Source organism: Bradyrhizobium sp. AZCC 2230 (assembly GCF_036924495.1).
Taxonomy (GTDB): domain Bacteria; phylum Pseudomonadota; class Alphaproteobacteria; order Rhizobiales; family Xanthobacteraceae; genus Bradyrhizobium; species Bradyrhizobium rifense.
Genome location: NZ_JAZHRS010000001.1, coordinates 7,996,420 through 8,015,654 on the forward strand (window position 1 = coordinate 7,996,420; position 19,235 = coordinate 8,015,654).

The window sequence follows — 19,235 nt, forward strand, 5'->3', positions numbered from 1 at the left end:
GTCGGACCAGGCCGCACGTCGCGCTCGCGATGTGAGCTGACGCCGCTCGCGTCAGGACGGCGGTCTGGGCAGGAAAGCCAGAATGGTTTGGGCGAGGCTGACGCCGAAGATGCCGCCGGCCGCCTTTTGCAGCACGTCGAGGAACCGCGGATCGCGGTCGGGCACCAGCGTCTGCAGGATCTCGAGTCCGAGGGCGACGGCGATCACGAATGCGCAAGCCAGCCTGAAGCGCCCCGGCAGCAGGAAGGACAGCAGGAAGCCCAGCAGGCAATAGGCGCTGAAGCGCTCGATGACGACGACCCAATAGGCCTCGGCATGGCCCATCAGCACCGGCCTGCCCGCAAGCGTAGCCAGCGTGGCATAGACGATCAGCGCAAGGCAGATGGCCGCAGCTGCGATGAGATGATTTCGGCGCATTGCAGCATCATAGCCGGTCGACCGGCGTGCCGCTCTCGAAAGCGGAAAATATCGTTAAGGGGCGTATGTCGTCGATTGTGTGTTCATGACCGGTGGTTCGCACCGGGACATGTTCGGGTTGGCAACTGTTCGAGTTCGGGCCAGCCGGGCAGGGTTACGCCACCAGTGCGCTGTCGCGGGCCGGAGCCGCGGCTGCGCTCGCCGCACGCCGCGACGCCATCAATTCGCTGAATTTCGCGAAGGGCAGGGGCGCGGCGACGAGATAGCCCTGGCCCTCCTCGACGCCGCACGAGATCAGCGCGCGAACCTGCTCCTCGGTTTCGACGCCTTCCGCAACCACGGTCATGTGGAAGTCCCTGGCGAGCGCCACCAGCATCTCCACGATCGTCGTGGTCGAGGCGTCCACCGTGATGGTGTCGACGAAGAACTTGTCGATCTTGATCGTGTTGGCGCCAAGACCCTTCAGCCGCGACAGCCCGCTATGGCCGACACCGACGTCGTCGATGGCAACGCGAAAGCCGTAGTCGCGCAACTCACCCACCACGGCCGCGGCGCGCGCCAGATCGTCGAGCTCGTCGCGCTCTGTCACCTCGAGCACGATCTGCCGCGCGGACACGCGTGCCGTAGCGACGGTGCTGCGGAGCGTTTCGACGAACCCTGCGCCGAGCATGTGTCTGGGCACGACATTGAACGAAAGCTTGAAATCCTTGTCGGCCTTGAGATGCGGCTGGAGGTCGGCCAGCGCGCGGCCGAGCAGCTGCCAGGTCATGGCCTCGATCCGTCCGCTGGATTCCGCCAGCGGAATGAAGTTCATCGGCGGCACCACCGTGCCGTCTTCGCGCAGCCAGCGCGCCAGGATCTCGCAGCCCCTGATCTCGCCGGTGTGAAGATCGAAGATCGGCTGGAAGTAAGGCTTGAATTCACCCCGCGCCAGCGCACGATCGAGATCGGCGACCGGTCCCTCCATCCGCCGCGTTCGCGACAGCAGGACGCCGAACAGCGCGCCGAGCGCAAACGCGACCGCCATCGCCGGCCAGTAGACGTCGCTGTTCCATGTCGACAGCACGGATCTGTCGATGCGAATGACCGCGCGCAACGGATAGCGCGCTGAGCTTTTCTCGAAATCAATCGGATGCGCCAGCGTCTTGTCGGCGTCGAGCGCGAACTCGCCGAGCTGTGCGCCGTTCTTGAGTGCAAGCAGCACCTCGCCATGGGCGCGCAGCTCGGCCGGCATGATGTCGAACAGGCTGGAGTTGATGCCGAGAATGGCGACCAGTGCCTTGTCGTCGCCGATGTCCCTGAGCACGCCGAGGGCGTCGCCGCCGAACTGCTCGACACGAAACAGCATCAGCTTCGAATCGCGCGACGCAAGCATGTCGGCCCGATCGACCCAGCCCTTGTCGAATTCGAGCGTCTCCGAATAGGCCGAGCAGATCACCGAGCCGTCGGAATTGACGAGGCGGACGTCCTTCACGGCGGAGCGTTGATAGACGTGGAGGCGGATCGCCTGGAGCGAGGCGGGGGCGCATGTGGCGAGCCCGCGGCCGGCGAGCTCGTCAAGGCTCGCGGTCGCGAAGTCGACGGCGAATTCGGACCGGCGCAGCACGACTTCGGTCAGCTCGTCGAGCTGGCGCGCTTGCTGATCCCGGATGAACCGCGTCGCCGCGATGTGACCGGCAAGGGCGAACGCAGCCATGCCCGCAAGCACGAGCACCACCAGTGAGAGTTTCGGCCGTGCTGCTTTCATCCGGCCCGCAGAGGTTAAGAGAATATGACGAGAACTCTAACCTCGGAGGCGCTAAGATAGGGTTTAAGGCGACCGGATGAGGTTGCGTGAACGAGAGTTCACGGATCAACCGGCGGGGCAGCTCCCGAAGATCTCCGCCGCGATGGATGATGTTGGCGGCGTCAGGCGTGGCGGCGTAAATGCGATTTCACACAGACGGGACTGAGATGGCGAGTGCCGATGCCTATCGTCCAGCTATCCGGCCTCGTCACCCACAATCGCCACGCCACGAACAAGATATCAACGGCGAACCAAATCGACATCACAATTAGGAGAGAGTTTGCCATGATGGGCTCCGCCTCCCGCATTCCTTTAGGGAACAATGCTGAGGCGGCCCGAGAGTTCCCTCCGTCGAGGATTGGGCAAGCGACCGGCGCGGCCCAAATTCTCGTCATCCGCGGGTCTCGCCCGTCGGGGCAAGCGCGACGACGATCGTCTCACTGCAAGACGATGGTGCCGGAAAGGCGCGGCGTTCAACGCCGATTGTAGGACCAGCCCTTGTCGACGTCGGTCGGGTAGCGCGCCGCGAAGTAAGGATTCTTGAGGCAGTTATGCGCGGGATCATAGATCCGGTCCGCACATTCGTGGAAATTCAGGAATCGGCAATCGAAACCAAACGCACACCAGGGTGCTCCATTCGGGAATCCGAACCCCACGGGAACTTGCGCCGACGCCACGGAAGGCAGAGCCAGGAGCAACGCTACGACGAGTGCGCGAGACAACATGGTGCAATCCTCCAACAAATTATCGATCGGGTACCGAGGCCGTCGAGCAATTGCCTCGGCGACAAACAGCCGACTTTCAGTTGGAGAGCCTAACATCCGCGCGCGGAGAGATCGAGAGCGCTGCGGCGTCCGGAATGCGTCGTTTTGCGACTTGCATCCGGCTGCCGCCGACGGCAGTGGCCCGCATCCACGAATTGTCGCTCGCGCGGCGTACGCCCGCTAGCTCTTCTTGGCGGCCTTTGACTTGAGCGCCAGGCCGAGACGCAAGGCCATGCGCTTGATCGCGTCGGGCGATCGCCCGAGCTGCTTTGCCGCCTCCTCCAACGACGTCGAAGATTTGGCCAGCTCCATGAGCCGGCGGTCTTCCTTGAACGACCAGGGCTTCCGCGCCATAACCGAAATGATCCTCTTGCATCGACACACCGACAAAGCCGCCAAGCGGACCCATGTCGCTCGACGGCTTTGCTTGGGTGGGGCCGGGCTCTTGGGGAAGCCCGGTGCGGAGATGGATATGCGATCGGCGAGACTTCGCAACAAACAACGGGGATTAAGCTAACCCCTCAACCTTACCGCGAGGAAATCGGCGCCTGGCGCTCCGTACAACTCCGGGGTTTTCCTTGTCTCGCGCCGATCAGCGACGGTCGCGGCCATCCGGCCTGACGCCCCGCGACCATGTCCGATTGCCGCCGAACCGGTCTCCGCTCTCCCCGCAAGACCGCTTGCGAGATTTTCACATGCGGTCGGACGATATCGCGTAAAAGTTGCAAACTCTGATTCGTTGAAATTCCTCCAGGGCGCGCCATCGGAAAAATTGTTCCGTCACCCGATGCTGCACGCCGCATCGATTCAAAATTCGTTGAAGATCGATGTCGTGCAGGAGTCCGCGCGTGTATCAGCCGTTTCTCGTCTGCATCCGTCACGAGATCGTCGAATTCGTTCGGCTATGATCGTGTGAGCGATACGAATAACAAGAAGATCGAGATGATTGAAAAAACGCTATCTGCAAAGCCTCTAGCGAAGATGAGAGAACGGGCATTCGAAGGTGCGTTTCTCGGCATTGCGCTGATCGCAATGGCGGGATGGGCCTATTTCATCATTCTGCTGTCGGTGAAATTCTTCTTCTGGCTGTTTGGTTGATGCGAACGGCCAGGAAGCAAGCACGCTGCTGCCCAAAAATTCCCGCCTGTGACGACAAAATCAGCGGCCGTGATCACGATCTCGACACAACTCGAAGATGAGAATGTTCGCTCGCCGAATGGAGGCGACGGACGCGCAACCAAAGTGAGAGACGTTCGGATGAGCTGGGTTTCGATTCTGATTTCGACCTTCGTTGGCTTCTGCATCGGCTATGCGATGCGCGCGCGGCGGGCGCACAGGGAACAACGACCGATCCACGCGGCCTGGGAGCGCCAGCACGTGTCCTTTGCCAGGGCGCGCCGTGCGTTCTGAGTGGATTCAGCCGAAACCACACCCCGCGAAGGTAACCATGCGAGGCAGGTTAGGCCGTGCCCGATTTCGTTCCCTTCGCATGCCCTCATCAAGTTGCGCACGGTTCTTGCAGGCCTGTTGGTCTGAACGGCCCGTGGATCGCGAAAAAGGTGCGCCATGACGAGCGTCAGGAACAACAATGCGCCGCGGCGATATTTTGTTGATGCGGTCGGCAGGCGCGTTCTGATCGGTCTGACGCTCGAGGAGACCTTTGAGTTCGAGCGGCTCGACAGCGAGCCGGATGGCGGCCGAACCGGAGCAATCTGGATCGAGCGGAGCGCTCAGCCTGCTCCCGGCGAGCAGCGCTGGCTGGAGCTATATGCCAAGCATGAAGACGCATGGAAGGTCTGGATGGCGCAGAGCCGCGTCGATCAGCCTTACCTCTAGTCTTACAGGCCGGAATTTCAGGTCAATTCGTCCGGGAAGGGCGGCGCGGGAAAAAGCTTCGCGAGGCGGTCCAGCCCGATCCCGCGGACTCCAGCGTCCAGAGCATGCCGGGCCATGACGTGCCTGAACTTCCATTCAGGGCCCGAAAACTGGTCCGCGTCCCAGACCTGCGGCTTCGGACGACCATCCAGGCCGCGGATCCAGACGAAGTAGGATTCGTCCATCCTCGTGTGAGTTCCTTTTGCAGATCGACGCGGTCAGCCTGCCGTCACATCTTGCGGGACGGCAGCTGCCACGAAGGGGTGGTCGATCCGCTAGCCGAGACCGATGCGCTTCTGCTGATAGCCGCGATCGAGAATGGTTTGCCACCAGTTGCGGTTGTCGAAGAACCAGCGAACCGTCTTGGCCAGGCCGCTTTCGAAATTCTCGTCAGCGCGCCATCCGAGCTCGCGCTCGAGCTTCGAAGCATCGATCGCGTAGCGGCGATCGTGACCGGGGCGGTCGGCGACGAACGAAATGAGGCCGCGCCGGGGGCCTGCCGTGCGCGGCGACATTTCGTCCAGCATGTCGCAAATGCTTTCCACGACGTGCAAATTGGTGCGTTCGTTTCGGCCACCGACATTGTAGGTCTCGCCGATTGCGCCGCGCTCGAGCACGAGCGTGAGCGCCTTGGCGTGGTCCTCGACGTAGAGCCAGTCGCGAATGTTCTGGCCGTCGCCGTAAACCGGCAGCGGCTCGCCGGCGAGCCCCTTGATGATGATGTGGGGAATGAGCTTCTCGGGAAAGTGATACGGCCCGTAATTGTTCGAGCAGTTCGTCACCATCGTTGGAAGGTCGTAGGTCTCGCGCCAGGCGCGAACCAGATGATCGGAGGATGCCTTGCTCGCCGAATAGGGCGAGTTGGGCGAATAGGACGTGGTCTCGGTGAAGTAACCGTCCTTGCCGAGCGACCCGAACACCTCGTCGGTGGAGATGTGGAGAAAGCGGAACTGCGAGCGGCGGTCCGGGCTCAACCCCCTCCAGTATCGCAGCGCTTCCTGCAGCAGCGTGAAGGTGCCGACGATGTTGGTCTGGATGAACTCGCCGGGGCCGTCGATCGAACGATCGACGTGGCTCTCGGCCGCCAGGTTCATCACCGCGACGGGCTGATACTTCTCGAACAGCTTGCGAAGCGAGGCCGCCTCGCAAATGCATTGCTTCTCGAATGCATAACGCGGATTTGCCTCGGCGTCAGGGATCGACTCGAGGTTGGCCGCATAAGTCAGCTTGTCGATGTTGACGACGCGCGCGTGCGTATCGCGGAGGAGATGACGGACGACTGCGGAGCCGATGAAACCCGCACCGCCCGTGACGAAAATCGTGGAGCCTTCGAAACGCATGTGTGATCTGCCTCAGTCTTGAGCGGCGAAGGAACGGGCAACCGATTGCAGATACTCGCCGTAGCTGCTCTTGGCGGTCCTTTCTGCAACCTTCTTGAAGGCTTCGAGAGAAATGTAACCGCGCCGCAAGGCGATTTCCTCGGGGCAGGCGATGCGCAGGCCCTGGCGCTGTTCCAGGATCTGAACGAAGTGGCTGGCTTCGACCAGCGAGGCGTGCGTGCCGGTGTCGAGCCAGGCAAACCCGCGCCCGAGCACTTCGACGAACAGGTCGCCGCGCGCGAGGTAGGCGTTGTTCACGTCGGTGATCTCGATCTCGCCCCGCGCCGAAGGTTTGATCCCCGCAGCGATCTCGACCACGCTGTTGTCGTAGAAATAGAGGCCGGTCACGGCCACATTCGACTTCGGCTGCTTGGGTTTCTCTTCGATCGAGCGCGCACGTCCGTCACTATCGAGCTCGACCACGCCGTATTGCTCGGGTGAGTTGACGACGTAGCCGAAGATCGTGGCGCCGCTCTTGCGAGTTGCCGCCCTGGCCAGCATCTCCGGAAGTCCGTGGCCGTAGAAGATATTATCGCCGAGAACCAGCGCGACGGAATCCGATCCCACGAATTCGCGGCCGACGATGAAGGCGTCGGCAAGACCGCGCGGGGTGTCCTGCGTGGCGTAGGAGAAGTTGACGCCGATCTCCGATCCATCGCCGAGCAAGCGCTGGAACAGCGGCTTGTCCTGCGGCGTCGAGATGATGAGAATGTCGCGGATCCCAGCGAGCATCAATGTCGACAGCGGATAGTAGATCATCGGTTTGTCGAAAACCGGAAGCAGCTGCTTCGATACCACTGTCGTGACGGGAAAAAGGCGCGAGCCTGTTCCGCCAGCGAGTATAATTCCCTTCATAGGTCCCTCTGGTTTACCAATTCGAAAATATCAGATAGTGTGCGCTGCACAAGATTGTTGTACGCGCGGAGCTGAAGTCGCTGGAATGAACGTTATCAAGACAGATCTGCCCGAGGTTTTGATCATCGAGCCGAAGCTATTCGGCGATCAACGCGGCTTTTTCTTGGAGACCTACCAATTCGAGCGCTACGCGCAGAGCGGGGTTGCGCAGCCGTTCGTTCAGGACAATCTGTCACGCTCGCGTCATGGAGTGTTGCGTGGGCTGCACCTACAGAATCCGGGCACGCAGGGCAAGCTGGTCACGGCGCTCCGCGGCCGGGTTCTGGATGTTGCTGTTGATGTTCGCGTCGGTAGCCCAAATTTTGGGCGTCATGTCGCTGTCGAGCTGAATGAGGAGAATCGGCGGCAATTGTGGGTTCCTCGCGGTTTTGCGCATGGCTTTGCCGTTCTCTCCGAGACGGCCGATTTCTTCTACAAATGCGACGCGCTCTACAGCCCGAAGGATGAGATCTCGGTTCGATGGAACGATCCGGCGATCGGTATCGACTGGGGCCTCGCAGATCCCTCACTGTCGCCCAAGGATGCCGATGCGCCCTTGCTCGCAGATGTGAAGAATCTCCCGCGTTACGGAGAGATCTGACATGAGGATCCTGCTGACGGGCTCTGCGGGGCAGGTGGGCGGAGCTTTGCTTCCGCTGCTTCGGGAGCGAGCTGATATCGTTGCGCCGCTGCGGGAACAGTTTGATCTGTCGCGGTCGGACGAGCTTGCCGGCAAGCTGGATTCGATCAAGCCGGATCTGATCATCAATCCCGCGGCCTATACTGCTGTCGATCGTGCGGAAGACGAGCGAGAGCTCGCGTTCCGGATCAACGCTGAATCTCCCAGGGCCATCGCCCAATGGGCGGCGCCCCGTGGCGTGCCGCTGGTACATTTTTCGACGGACTATGTCTTCGACGGCTCCGGCGAACGTCCCTGGCGCGAGGACAGCACGCCGGCGCCGCTCTCGGTGTACGGCCAGAGCAAGCTTGCTGGCGACCAGGCCATTGCCGAGGCGGGTGCCTTGCATGTGATCGCGCGCACGTCCTGGGTCTACGCTGCAACCGGTGCGAATTTCCTCAAGACAATCGTGCGCCTCGCCGGAGAGCGCGAGCAGTTGCGGATCGTCGCCGACCAGATCGGCGCGCCGACGACAGCCAATGCGATTTCGCAAGCGGTGGTTGCGATGCTGCCACGGAGTGACGACGACCTTCGCAAGACGTTCGAGCAGCGAAGCGGCGTCGTCAATCTGGTCTGTGCCGGCGAGACCAGCTGGCACGGCTTTGCGACTGCGATCGTTGCCGGGTTGCAGTCGAGGGGTGCGAAATTCGCCGTGAAGGAAATCGTTCCGATCCGATCGGACGAATTTCCGGTCAAGGCGAAGCGGCCCTCCAACTCTCGCCTTGATCTCACGCTGCTGCGCGAGCGGTTCGGCATTACGCCGCCGAGCTGGCAGCAGGCGCTCGATCGCGAGCTGGATGCCCTCAAGGCGACGACCTGAACGCCGGTTCCACAGGGCCGCACCGGAGCACAACGTTCCGCGGCCTTTAAACTTTGTTAACCATCCAGGGCCCATTTTCCGGTTTGGTGCCTCGAACCGGAAAGTGCACGCATGTTTCAGCTCTTCTTACGGGCCCGCACACACAATTTCCTGAAAGACCGCTTCGGCGGAGAGCAGACGTTCCGTGCCCGCTCGCCCGAGCGCGACGCCGACACCGATCGTACGCGCATCGAAGCCATCATGGTCGCGATCGAGGACGCGCTGCATGCGGCGGAGCGTGAGCAATCGGGTCTGAACCGCCGGGTGGAAGACGTGCTGGCGCGCGCGGCAGTGACGATCGGCAACGGCAATGACGAATATCTCGAGCGCGAAGCGCTGGACAATCACCATCAGGATCTGTTCGACAAGGAAATCCTGAACGGCCAGCGCAGGCTCAAGGAGCTCAGCGCCTCGATCGCCCATTTCAAATTCCTGAAGGCGGCGATGCTCAGCCGGTTCCCGGAATACCGGCCGCCGACAAGACAGACCAACTGACGCTCCGCGCGCGCGTCGCTAGATCGCGAGCATGCTGTTGCCCTGAATCGACAGCAGGGTCAGGTTGCCGGTCGCATACGCTCCGGTGTCGATATTGGCCCGGTTCTCGAGCAGCTCGGCCTGGCGCACCGGCGTATGGCCGTGCACGACGTATTTGCCGAAACGCTTCTTGCTCTGCAGAAATTCGTCCCTGATCCACAGCAGATCCTGCTCGCGCTGCTCGGACAGCGGGACTCCCGGACGTACGCCGGCATGCACGAAGAAGAAGTCGCCGCATGTGAACGTCGGCCGCAACTGGCGCAGGAACGCGATGTGCTGTGGCGGCATTACGGAGGTTAGCTCGCGCACGAGATCGGACTGTTCGTCCTTGCTGAGATCGGGCGTTGCCGAGATTCCGTAGGACATCAGGGTCTGGAGGCCGCCGAACTGAAACCAGTCGGCGGTGCGCGAGGGATCGTCGAGCACCGAGGTGAAATAGGCCTCGTGATTGCCCTTGAGAAAGACCGTGTTGCGGCGGCGGCTGCGGTCGATCAAGAGATCGAGGGTGTGACGCGAGTCCGGTCCGCGATCGATGTAATCGCCGAGAAAGACCTCGATCGCGCGAAAGGGCCGGCTGTTCGCCATGTCCGCATCGATGACGGCGAACATCTGTTCGAGCAGATGCGCGCAGCCGTGGATGTCGCTGAGGGCGTAGATCCGCACGCCGTTCGGCAACTTCGGCCGGGGCGAGTTTTGAGTCGGGGTCGTGACCATGGGGTCCAACTCTTGGAGAGAGCTTCGCCCGAGATGTCAATATGCTATCGACGAATTCGGGTCAGCACGAGCCGCTTTTTTCGTCCACATCATGTGAACGGCGGTTCGCGCGGCTGTCTTATCACCCGCGTCGTTTGATGAGGCGTCGATTTGCCGCTGGTGCGCTCAGCCGAAGGTGCGGCTGTCGAACGACGGAGCAGCCTTGCCGCGATACGCTGTTGCACGCGTGCGGAGCAGAAGCGCGCCGCAGAGATAGCCAAGCTGGAGCATGGCCGCAAAGACAACGATCATGACGACAATGTGGGCTGCGCCTTGTCCCTGCCAGGCAGAGACGGCGCCAATCATCGCTCCGCCAAGCACGATCGTCGGAGGCAGAATGAAAACCCGGAATCGGCCTCCAAGCAACGATCCGATCAGCAGACTGAAAATGGCGACGGCACTCACGGCACAACTCCCTCGAAACTGCCATGAGTGTTAATGGCGCCGGCCTAAGGTCGGCTTAAGCAACAGGGTTGAACAACCGTTCAAATGCGCGCGCAATTATGCGTAAAATTAGAATGATTTGATGCGAAACGCAGCGCGATGCTCAGTTAAATGTCAGGCTTGTGACAGCACTTTGAGCATGCACGTATGCAGTCGCCGCATTGCAGAAAATAGATTTGATTTTTTGGGTGCGGTGCCGCATTGTTGCTTTGTTTAGTTAAGACATTGTCCAAGACGCACCGCATATTTAATCGACTGCTTGCAATTCGGCGGTTGCGAGTGCGTGACGAGGCAGCGCGAGGTTCGGATGGCTGTAGCAACTTACGGTTCGGAAAACTATTATTCGGTTATATCGAACCGTCGCGGTCCCCTCCAACGTCCCCTCCAGGTCGCTCTGATCGCTGGTGACTTTCTTGCGCTCCTGCTGAGCTATTTCGCGGCGAGCGGTTTGTATCGCCTGCTTATTGCCGAGCAGGATTCGTCGGTCGGCGCGGGTCTCGTGGTCGCCGCGGTGTTCGTGATGATTTCCTACTTCCAGGGCATCTACGATCATCATCGTCTTCTCAACACGGTCTGGCAGCTGCGCAAGACGCTGGCGATCTGGGTCATCTCGCTGACCATTCTCGCGGTCGAGGCGTTCCTGCTCAAATCGTCGGCGGATCTGTCGCGCGGAACCACGCTGCTGTTTGCTGCGACCGGTGGTGTTGCGCTCGGTGGGCTGCGGGTGCTGTGGCGCGTCGCGCTGAACTCGAGCTATGCCAGAGGCCGTCTGGTCGATCGCAAGGTCGTGCTGCTCAGCCTGAAGCCGCTCGATTTCACGTCGAGCCGTTTCAAGGATCTGCGCAAGCATGGCTTCAACGTCGTGCGTCATTTCGTGCTCGGGCCGTCCGAAGATGGCTCGGGCTGGGATCACGAGATTCGCGACGTCGTCCATCAGGCGCGCGCGGCCGATGTCGAGGAATATCTCCTGGTCATCGACTGGGACGAGATGCCGCTGCTGCAGAGACTGAGCCAGCACCTGCGCGTGGTTCCCCAGCCGATTCGCCTGTTGCCGGACTTTCCGATCGCCGATCTCGTCTCGCGGCCGTTCCAGCCGGTCAGCGGCACGGTTGCCATCGAGATCCAGCGTGCTCCGCTCACCGTATTCGAGCGGGCGCAGAAGCGCTGCCTGGATATCGGCCTTGCCTCGTTCGCCCTGCTGCTGCTGGCACCGCTGCTGATGACGGCGGCGATCATGATCAAGCTCGACTCGATTGGCCATGTGATCTTCAAGCAGTCCCGGCGCGGGTTCAACGGCAAGCCGTTCCAGATCTGGAAGTTCCGTTCCATGACGGTGGCGGAGAATGGCCACACCGTGACGCAGGCGACGAAGTCTGACGCCCGGGTCACTCGCGTCGGTCGCGTGCTGCGACGGACCAGCATCGACGAGTTGCCGCAGCTCTGGAACGTCCTGCGTGGTGAGATGTCGCTGGTCGGACCGCGGCCGCATGCGCTCGCGCATGACAATTATTACGACCAGCTGATCAGCAACTACGTGTATCGGCACCACATGAAGCCGGGCCTGACCGGTTGGGCCCAGGTCAACGGTTTCCGCGGCGAGACGCCGACCATCGACCTGATGGAGAAGCGGGTCGAGTACGATGTCTGGTACGTCAGCAATTGGAGCATCTGGCTGGACGTCAGGATCATCCTGAAGACCGCTCTGGCCCTGATCCATCAGGAAGCGTACTGAGAAGCGCGAGCGTCTGTCCGTCGGCGGCAGAACATTCTCCACGGCATTCGATCATCAGCCAACAAGGCGCTCCGGTCCGCGCGCTGTCGATGCAGCTGGGAGCAGCCGGCTAATTCTCGATCAGGTAGCGCGGACGGTCGTCGGCCGGATAGCACCGATGCTGGATCTTTCCTCCGGCGTCGCGGACCAGATACCAGAAAGCCAATTTCTCCCGTTCGGACACGTCACAGGTCAGATCGAGAAGCCTGCCGCGTGCCGAGGCCGGGGATTTGACGTAGAGCGCGGCGGCGCTGGGGTACAGCCGGTCGTGGAAGACGTCGTTGAAGTCCTGTACCGCAGCGTCCGTCAACGCGGTGGGCAGTGCGTCGAATGCCCGGAAGGCGAGGGGCACGCGCATCATTTGCAGCCAGACCTCATGCGGTGCCAGGCGGTAGGATCGGTCGAGAAGCGCGACGGTTCTGGCCGTTAGCCCGTCCTGGCGCGAGCCGGCCCAGAACGCCGCCAGCCATCCGAGCGACTCGGTCGGAGCGCATCCCAGCAGGATCCTGCTCATGCGTTGGACGGCCTCAACATCCGCATCCGCCTGTGGCAGGTCGGTGCCGCGGACGGTCATGTCGGCGGCCGACAATTGCAGGACGAGCAATTCCCGAAGCGCCTTTGGTTCGCACTGCTGCTGAGCCGCGGGCAGGTTCGCCGCCACGATGCGCCTCAGCAACGGCGCGTCGTAGCTCTCGCCGGCGGCGATTTGCCGGGCAACCCGCGATACCGTGGGATCGGTCAGATTGGGGAGGGTCGATACCGCCCACGCCAGGGCGGAGGCCGCCAGCAAGCAATTGGCGCCGCGCGCGAGCCAGCGCGGGCGGCGAGATGCGCCGGCCTCGGCCTCAGGCTCCCTCGACATAGTACGCGTTGTAGTGCGAGCCCTTGTAGCCCTCGATGCGCTTCAGCATCTTCGGGTTGGCACCGTTGAGAACGGCGCCCAGCACCTTCTTCTGGATGCCTTCGGAGCTCGACATCGATTCCTGCAGGGCCGTACGCGTGGTGCGGCCCCATTCGATGACATAGACATAGGCGTCAATGAGATGGCTGATGGCCTTGGCGTCGGTCACCGGCATCACCGGCGCCAGATCGATGACGATGTAGTCGTATTCGTTGCGCAGCAGCGCCAACAAATCGGCCATCGCCTTCGAGGCCATGATGTCGGCGGAGTTCACCATGCGCGTGACGGCAAAGGAGGGCAGGAAATCCAGCCCGGTCTCCGCGCTGCGCCGGATGTGGTGTCCGACCGATTGCGGATTCTTGAGAGCCTCGAGCAACCCGCTCTTGGCGGTCGGATCGAGCTCCTTGGTCAGCGAGCGCGTATGGAGGTCGCCGTCGATCAACAGCACGCGCTTGCCGGTGAATGCGGTGAGGTGCGCGAAGTTGGCTGAAACCGTGGTTTTGCCTTCCTTCGGAAGCGACGACACGATGCCGATGATCTTCACCTCCCGCGACAGGCGGGCGAGATCGATCGAAACCTTGATGTTGCGCATGGTCTCGGCATAGCGCGAGAAGGGATGGTCGATGACATAGCGGGAGAGCGGGCCGCTGGCGTCGACCCCGCCATCGGGCGGTCGCGATCCGCGTACCTTGGGCAAACCCATCGCCTTGGCGCCGATGGCGGGAAGCACGCCGAGACATTTGACGCCGATCTCGTCCTCGACGTCGCCCGGAGAGCGCAGCACGTCGCTCAACATCTCGCGGGCAAAAGCAGCGCCCAGGCCGAAGCAGAGACCACCGAACAGGGCTCCGACCAGAGAGAGCACCGTCTTCGGGGAGCTCTTGCGGTCCGGCTTGACGGCGGTGCTGATGATGCGGGATTCGCTGATCGGGAAGCTCTGGTTCTGCAATGCCTGCTGCTGCTTCTCCAGGAAGCTGTTGTACAGGTTGCGATAGGTGTCGGCCGCGCTTTCGAGGTCGCGCAGCTTCACCTGCGCCTGTCCGGTGCTGCCCGCCTGGCTGACGAGATTCTTGAGGTTTTCCTCGAGCGAAGTCTCGCGGCTTTTGGCGATTTCGTACTCGCTGCGATAGGCATCGCCGATACGCTTGACTTCGTCTGCGATCGACTTGCGCAGCTCGTCCATGCGACTGGCGAGATTGACCGACGCCTGATGGGTCTTGCCGTACCGGGTCGACCAGTCCGAATACTGCGCCGAGAGATCGAGATATTGCGCGCGCAGCCGGGTGATCACGGGATTGTTCAGCGCGTCGGTGACCGTCGGCTGGGCGAGATCCTTGTCGCTGATCCCATCGATGCGGTCCAGCCGTGCCTTGGCCTCGGAGGTGGCGGCGCGGGCCTGAATGAGCTGCGTGTTCACGTCGGTGAGCTGCTGCTCGTTCATCAAGCCGCGGCTGGTGCCGACGATGTTGTTCTGGCTCTTGAAGGTCTGCACGGCGCGGTCGCTGGCGGTGGCCTGCTCACGCAACTCGGCGCTGCGCTGCTGCAGCCATTCGCTGGCGCGCTTGGTGGATTGGTACTTCGCGTCGAGGGCGCCGACGATATAGGCATCCGCGATCTCGTTGGTGATCTGGGCTGCCTTGTCGGGGTCTCGCGAACGAAAGCTTGCCGACAACACGTATGTCGTCAGCAGGCGCTCGACCTTCAGGTTGGCCTGCACGGCGCCAACCGTTCCACGCTCGATGCGCTCTTTCGACGCAGGTCCATCTGATCCGAAAAGTCCAATCACCCTGCCGATGATCGCCGGAATGAGGCCCGGATCCGAGCCGTTGAACTCGGGGTCTTCCGTCAGTTTCATGCGCCGGACAACATACCGGATCAGATCGTCCGAGGTGATGATCTCGACCTGGCTGTCGACGAAGCCGGGATCGATCAGCGCATTGGAGACGCCGGTGTCCTTGTCGAGCACCTGGGTTTGGCGGGTATCCATCAGGATTCGCGTATTCGCCGTATACATTGGCGTCGCGGTCAACAGGTAAACGAGGACGAGCGCGAAGGCGCCACCGACGATCGCTGCGATCAGCGGCCACTGCCGCCGCAGGATGCCCAATATACGCTCGATGCTCAGCGTCGCTCCCGCCAGATCTAGAGCGGACCTCTCTTGCAGGTGAAACTGCTCTCTGGGCTGGTACATTTGAATATTCATCGACCTGACGTGAGGTTATTGGGGAGTTGGTGTAGGGGCAAACGGATCGGCGATGTCCGTATTCCACTCACCGGTCATTAAGCCGTTCGCGGCATCAGAAGGTTTTTTGGTTGATGACGATCGCGCACTTCCGACCGACTGCGAAGCCACCGAATTCGGATTGAATTCCACCGCCTCCAGCTCCGCTGAGTACCCGGAACTCACGGCCGAATCTGCCAGCTTCCGTACAAACTCACTGATCTTCTGGGCGGTTTCAGGCTTGCTGGAAACACAGATCAGCTGCGCCCGGCGCAACGCCGCGCCGATTGTGTTGCGATCGACGTTGGCGGATTCGCTGACGAGGGCCCGCACCGTGGGCAGGACGGAGATATCGGTCACGATATAGGCAGCAAGCCGGCCGGCGAGCTTGCTTCGATCGTTGCGGACCTCGCGCAATAGCGAAGCAGGCTCAAGCTGAAAGGCTTGCAGGACGACAGCAGGCACGCGGTTCGCTTGCTCGACGCATTGAGCTTCGCAGCGGCCGGCGGCGCACGCAGCGATCATCAGCGTCAACGCGATCGCCAAGCGGTTACCGCCTGTGTCGCGATCGGCAAATTGTCGTCGTCGAGGCAGGGCCAAACCATTCATCGCGTTCATTCAAACAGACCGCCGCAATACTTCACTCAAACCGAGTATCGCGCTTAACTATGTCAAATTCTTGTGCGGTGCAAAATATAGTCTGAAACCCCGGCAATTCCTAGCAAATTTCGCAGTGCGCGGATGCCGCATTGCGAACAGAGTATACGGCAAAGCCCGCGGCGTAGGCCGCGGGCGTTGCCCTTGAGGAAGGTGGGTTTGGACGTGCGGCCGATCAGAGCGACGAGCCGGAGAGGGCCGCGAAGCGCTTCTCGCGAAGCTTGCGTCCATGATCGCCGATGTTCACCCAGAAGTGCGGGTTGGCACCGGATTGCATCGAGATCCATTCGTAGCCGAGCGAATTCCAGGGGCGAACGCTCGAGGACAGATTGTCCAGCACCACGTCGCCATCCGAAAGCCGTGCCACCAGCACCAGGTGACCCTGTCCACCGTCGATCCGCACAACCGCAAGACGCAGGGCGGCCTGGGGCCATCCCATCGCGATCAATTGGTGGCGCTTGGTGACAGCGTAGTCGTTGCAGTCACCCGCTGACGGCGAGACCGTCCAGTTTGCGGTCATCGGATCCGTCGGCTTGCGCATCGGTGCAATGGATCCGTTGACCGAGAGGTTCACCTGACGAAGCATCGCCATGGCGGTGTCCGCAGGCGGCAGTGCGCGCTCACTGGTATCGGTGCCGCATTCCGCATCGTTCTTCATGCAGAACTTGACGAAGTTCATCGGCGCAAGTGCGTTGTCGAATTCTTCGATGAACGAAGCTCCGGCCGGACGCTGTGTGCTATCCGATTCGGCCTTCGCAGTGTTGCCGGCGCAGGCGATGAGGGCTGCGAGCAACGGCGCGTACAACAGTTTCATGTCATCCCCCGTTATCCGTCTTCTTGACGCAACAGGTCTCGCACAAAGCTTTTAGAGCGGAGTTCCCCGAACCTCTAAAATTGAATGCAAATGACCGGCCACGTGTGCGCGTGGCCGGCTTGGTTAATCAATACGCTGGGTTTGAATTCGTTCCGGGACTAGCGCGACGGGCTGGTGGCCGTGAGCGACGAGGTCCCCGTCGACGCTGCGAACAAGGTGGTGATGGTGATGGTCGTGGTTGTCTGGGCGACCGGGGATGCGCCGGAGGAAGGCTGGGTCGTGGGGGTCGAATTGGCCGCTCCACCAGCGCGCTGGTCCGGCGTCGTCCCCTGCCCGCCGCCTGCGCTTGTATCGCCATTGGCGTCCGCGCCCGTGATGGCCTCGGTCGGGATGTCGCCGGTGATGCTCGTGAACGACTGGATCAGCCCGGGCCTGTCAGTCTTCAACGCGACTTCTTGGATCTGCTGGGCGAACTGGGGTTGCGTCAGCACGCAGACCGCAGCGGCGGTGCCCATTCCGGCGCCAATTGCGCGGCCCTGGTCATCCGAACTCGCCTTGGCGAGCGAGGCCATTCCTTCCAGGCTTTCTGGTCGATTGGTCAGCAGATCCCGGACCTGCGCGGCGAGACCGCCCTGACCGTCCTTGAACTGGTTCAGAAGAGCCTCGGGATTGCCGAGAAATTGAGTTGCCCGCTCAGAGGTCACTGCGTCGGGATTTGGAACGCAGCCGCTCTGTGCTGCAAAAGTCGACGTCGCTGCCGTCATCACGAGCAACGCAGCCCCGAGCCCCACGGATTTGCGCATTCTGCTCCCCAACCATGCAATCGAGAAAATTTGCCTCAACATATTGCCAAAATCGCAACTACGCTACTTTTTTTGCTCGGATGAGGACCTGCTTTGTGCAAGCCCGCACCCGGTGATCGCCGCAAAAAACACGCCGAAACCTGGAATCTGCAACGAAAAATCGATGCTCGTATGCAGGAAGCCAAGCGTCGCCACACTTGCGCCGATAATCGGTATGTAGCGGTCGCGCCGCCGATGCAAGCTTCCATTTAACAAATGGTAAAGATACCAGAGACATGTGGCTATAATCAAACAAGCAGCCGGCAGCCCGAGCTCGACTGCAAGCTCGAGCGGCGTGCTGTGCGCGCGGTCCCAAACTCCGAGACTGCCGAGCGATTCCGGCCTGTAGGCCGGAAATGCGCTTTCGAAGTTTCCGTAGCCGATCCCAAGCAGAGGATGCTCCTGGATCATGATCAGCACGGTTCGATACATCGTGAACCGCTGTTCATCCACCAGGCCGTAAGTCAGGATTCTCCCCGCGACCGCGCCGCCGACGAGCTGAACCAGCAACAGCGCTGCCACTGCGATTCCTGCGAGCCAGCCCCAGCGGCGAAGCTTGCCGATGCGCAGCGGTGCGAAGAAGAGGGCGGTCGCCAGAAAGACGGTCAGGATCAGAAGCAGGAGCCCTGCGCGCGAGCCCGTCATCGCCGTCGCAACCAGGCAGATGACAAAGCCGCCTCCCAGCGCCACGGGGGAGGACAGATAGTGCGCGATCAGTGCGGTCATTTGTCGCGAAGGCGGTCGACTTGGCCGATCCTGGCGATAGATGAAGCGCAGCAACGGCAGCAGGAACAGCAGGGCGCAGCTCGCGAAGAAGGTCGCAGCCGTGTTTCTGTTGACGAATGTGCCCGTGACGAAGCCGATATAGGCCTCCTTGCGCCGGAACAGGAGTGAGGTCGGATCGCCGATCCCCGCGAGGATTCCGTAGAGAGCGTAGGCAAGCCCCGTCCAGGCGAGGATACGCAGCAGCTGCCGCGCATCCTCAGCGTCGGTGGCGATGTAGACGGCGCGCGTGAAGGCAAGCACAAACAACAGCGGATAGCCGAATGCGAGCCATGGGCCGTTGGCGGTGACCGAGACTCGGCCGGGCAGATCTGCTCCCACCACGCCTCGCGCCACCGCCCATGCCGCATCGACCTCGTGAAGGGGTGAATTCGGCCATAACTGAACCGTGATCACGGCTGCGACGACGACGAGAACGGCGAACAGCGGCAGCAACAGGTAGAAATCATCGAGCGTCGCGCTGCGCAGGTCGGCGGTGGCAAGGCTGAGCGCGAGCACCATCGTCCAGATGCAGATCCAGACCGTCTCGACGGACCCGAACGGCAGCGGGGCCAGCATGAACACCCCGATCGCCGCAAACCGCGAAGCCTTGTACAAGATCAACTCCCAAAGAGCCGCACCACGGCTCCGCGTTTCAATTCCCAATCTCGGTGCCCTTTTTGCCACATTCGTGCCGAATGAATAGGCTATTTGCACGGTCTCGCGAGCAAGCGAGACGTACAACATGAACGCGAACCGTGCGTCGCGCGCGAAGTCAGGCGCCTTCTGCAGTTCGCTGCTCATCTTCGATGCAAACAGCTGTTCATCGCGCGTCAGGCGAGTCGCCTGCGGCAAATTAATTGTCGCGCTGTTTCATCCGACG

The 19,235-nt window shown here is 61.6% G+C and carries 21 protein-coding genes; 7 read left to right on the forward strand and 14 right to left on the reverse strand.

The features are described from left to right. Window positions 1–51 precede the first annotated feature (51 nt). The 3 genes from V1280_RS38095 to V1280_RS38105 form a co-directional block, all read right to left on the reverse strand. Window positions 52–417 carry a VanZ family protein gene (locus V1280_RS38095; protein WP_148774243.1) on the reverse strand — a complete coding sequence of 122 codons (366 nt, stop codon included), beginning with the start codon at window positions 415–417 and terminating at the stop codon, window positions 52–54. Between the two features lie 154 nt (window positions 418–571). Then, on the reverse strand, window positions 572–2,164 hold the full coding sequence (locus tag V1280_RS38100; protein ID WP_334535749.1) for an EAL domain-containing protein: 1,593 nt from the start codon (window positions 2,162–2,164) through the stop codon (window positions 572–574). A 983-nt stretch (window positions 2,165–3,147) separates the two neighbouring features. Continuing rightward, window positions 3,148–3,321, reverse strand: a complete 174-nt coding sequence (locus tag V1280_RS38105; RefSeq protein ID WP_187437049.1) for a hypothetical protein — start codon at window positions 3,319–3,321, stop codon at window positions 3,148–3,150. 588 nt (window positions 3,322–3,909) lie between these two features. On the opposite strand from V1280_RS38105, the gene V1280_RS38110 reads away from it, so the two are divergent. From V1280_RS38110 to V1280_RS38120, 3 genes are all read left to right on the forward strand, one after another. After that, window positions 3,910–4,065: a hypothetical protein gene (locus tag V1280_RS38110; protein ID WP_334535750.1), complete on the forward strand. Its 156-nt coding sequence runs from the start codon at window positions 3,910–3,912 to the stop codon at window positions 4,063–4,065. A 159-nt stretch (window positions 4,066–4,224) separates the two neighbouring features. Continuing rightward, complete coding sequence (locus tag V1280_RS38115; protein WP_187437050.1) at window positions 4,225–4,377, forward strand: hypothetical protein; 153 nt, start codon at window positions 4,225–4,227, stop codon at window positions 4,375–4,377. A 156-nt stretch (window positions 4,378–4,533) separates the two neighbouring features. Then, on the forward strand, window positions 4,534–4,803 hold the full coding sequence (locus V1280_RS38120; RefSeq protein WP_148774247.1) for a hypothetical protein: 270 nt from the start codon (window positions 4,534–4,536) through the stop codon (window positions 4,801–4,803). Window positions 4,804–4,820: 17 nt separating this feature from the next. Here the strand turns inward: V1280_RS38120 and V1280_RS38125 are convergent, their stop codons facing one another. The 3 genes from V1280_RS38125 to rfbA form a co-directional block, all read right to left on the reverse strand. Further along, window positions 4,821–5,027 carry a hypothetical protein gene (locus V1280_RS38125; protein WP_334535751.1) on the reverse strand — a complete coding sequence of 69 codons (207 nt, stop codon included), beginning with the start codon at window positions 5,025–5,027 and terminating at the stop codon, window positions 4,821–4,823. Window positions 5,028–5,117: 90 nt separating this feature from the next. Continuing rightward, window positions 5,118–6,182 (reverse strand): dTDP-glucose 4,6-dehydratase, encoded by a 1,065-nt coding sequence (gene rfbB / locus V1280_RS38130; protein WP_334535752.1) that lies wholly within the window; start codon window positions 6,180–6,182, stop codon window positions 5,118–5,120. 12 nt (window positions 6,183–6,194) lie between these two features. Beyond that, complete coding sequence (gene rfbA / locus V1280_RS38135; RefSeq protein ID WP_148774250.1) at window positions 6,195–7,076, reverse strand: glucose-1-phosphate thymidylyltransferase RfbA; 882 nt, start codon at window positions 7,074–7,076, stop codon at window positions 6,195–6,197. Window positions 7,077–7,161: 85 nt separating this feature from the next. On the opposite strand from rfbA, the gene rfbC reads away from it, so the two are divergent. From rfbC to V1280_RS38150, 3 genes are all read left to right on the forward strand, one after another. Beyond that, window positions 7,162–7,716: a dTDP-4-dehydrorhamnose 3,5-epimerase gene (gene rfbC, locus V1280_RS38140; protein ID WP_148774344.1), complete on the forward strand. Its 555-nt coding sequence runs from the start codon at window positions 7,162–7,164 to the stop codon at window positions 7,714–7,716. Between the two features lies 1 nt (window position 7,717). Further along, window positions 7,718–8,614 (forward strand): dTDP-4-dehydrorhamnose reductase, encoded by an 897-nt coding sequence (gene rfbD, locus V1280_RS38145; protein WP_334535753.1) that lies wholly within the window; start codon window positions 7,718–7,720, stop codon window positions 8,612–8,614. 111 nt (window positions 8,615–8,725) lie between these two features. Further along, entirely contained in the window at window positions 8,726–9,148 is a 423-nt protein-coding gene (locus V1280_RS38150; protein ID WP_334535754.1) for a hypothetical protein, read from the forward strand. A gap of 18 nt (window positions 9,149–9,166) precedes the next feature. Here the strand turns inward: V1280_RS38150 and V1280_RS38155 are convergent, their stop codons facing one another. Further along, complete coding sequence (locus V1280_RS38155) at window positions 9,167–9,901, reverse strand: metallophosphoesterase family protein (protein WP_334535755.1); 735 nt, start codon at window positions 9,899–9,901, stop codon at window positions 9,167–9,169. 165 nt (window positions 9,902–10,066) lie between these two features. Then, complete coding sequence (locus V1280_RS38160) at window positions 10,067–10,345, reverse strand: hypothetical protein (protein ID WP_148774253.1); 279 nt, start codon at window positions 10,343–10,345, stop codon at window positions 10,067–10,069. A 346-nt stretch (window positions 10,346–10,691) separates the two neighbouring features. On the opposite strand from V1280_RS38160, the gene V1280_RS38165 reads away from it, so the two are divergent. Then, window positions 10,692–12,116, forward strand: a complete 1,425-nt coding sequence (locus tag V1280_RS38165; RefSeq protein WP_334535756.1) for an undecaprenyl-phosphate glucose phosphotransferase — start codon at window positions 10,692–10,694, stop codon at window positions 12,114–12,116. A gap of 109 nt (window positions 12,117–12,225) precedes the next feature. On the opposite strand, the gene V1280_RS38170 is transcribed toward V1280_RS38165, so the two are convergent. From V1280_RS38170 to V1280_RS38195, 6 genes are all read right to left on the reverse strand, one after another. Beyond that, window positions 12,226–12,945, reverse strand: coding sequence for a hypothetical protein (locus V1280_RS38170; RefSeq protein WP_334535757.1), 720 nt, complete (start codon window positions 12,943–12,945; stop codon window positions 12,226–12,228). A gap of 55 nt (window positions 12,946–13,000) precedes the next feature. Beyond that, the gene (locus V1280_RS38175) at window positions 13,001–15,247 is read right to left on the reverse strand and encodes a polysaccharide biosynthesis tyrosine autokinase (protein WP_334535758.1); all 2,247 of its coding nucleotides are present in this window, start codon (window positions 15,245–15,247) and stop codon (window positions 13,001–13,003) included. A 27-nt stretch (window positions 15,248–15,274) separates the two neighbouring features. After that, window positions 15,275–15,895, reverse strand: a complete 621-nt coding sequence (locus tag V1280_RS38180; protein WP_334535759.1) for a hypothetical protein — start codon at window positions 15,893–15,895, stop codon at window positions 15,275–15,277. A gap of 214 nt (window positions 15,896–16,109) precedes the next feature. After that, window positions 16,110–16,748 carry a transglutaminase-like cysteine peptidase gene (locus tag V1280_RS38185; RefSeq protein ID WP_334535760.1) on the reverse strand — a complete coding sequence of 213 codons (639 nt, stop codon included), beginning with the start codon at window positions 16,746–16,748 and terminating at the stop codon, window positions 16,110–16,112. Between the two features lie 158 nt (window positions 16,749–16,906). Further along, entirely contained in the window at window positions 16,907–17,551 is a 645-nt protein-coding gene (locus V1280_RS38190; protein WP_334535761.1) for a hypothetical protein, read from the reverse strand. A gap of 63 nt (window positions 17,552–17,614) precedes the next feature. Continuing rightward, complete coding sequence (locus tag V1280_RS38195) at window positions 17,615–19,207, reverse strand: O-antigen ligase family protein (protein ID WP_334535762.1); 1,593 nt, start codon at window positions 19,205–19,207, stop codon at window positions 17,615–17,617. Window positions 19,208–19,235: the final 28 nt, after the last annotated feature.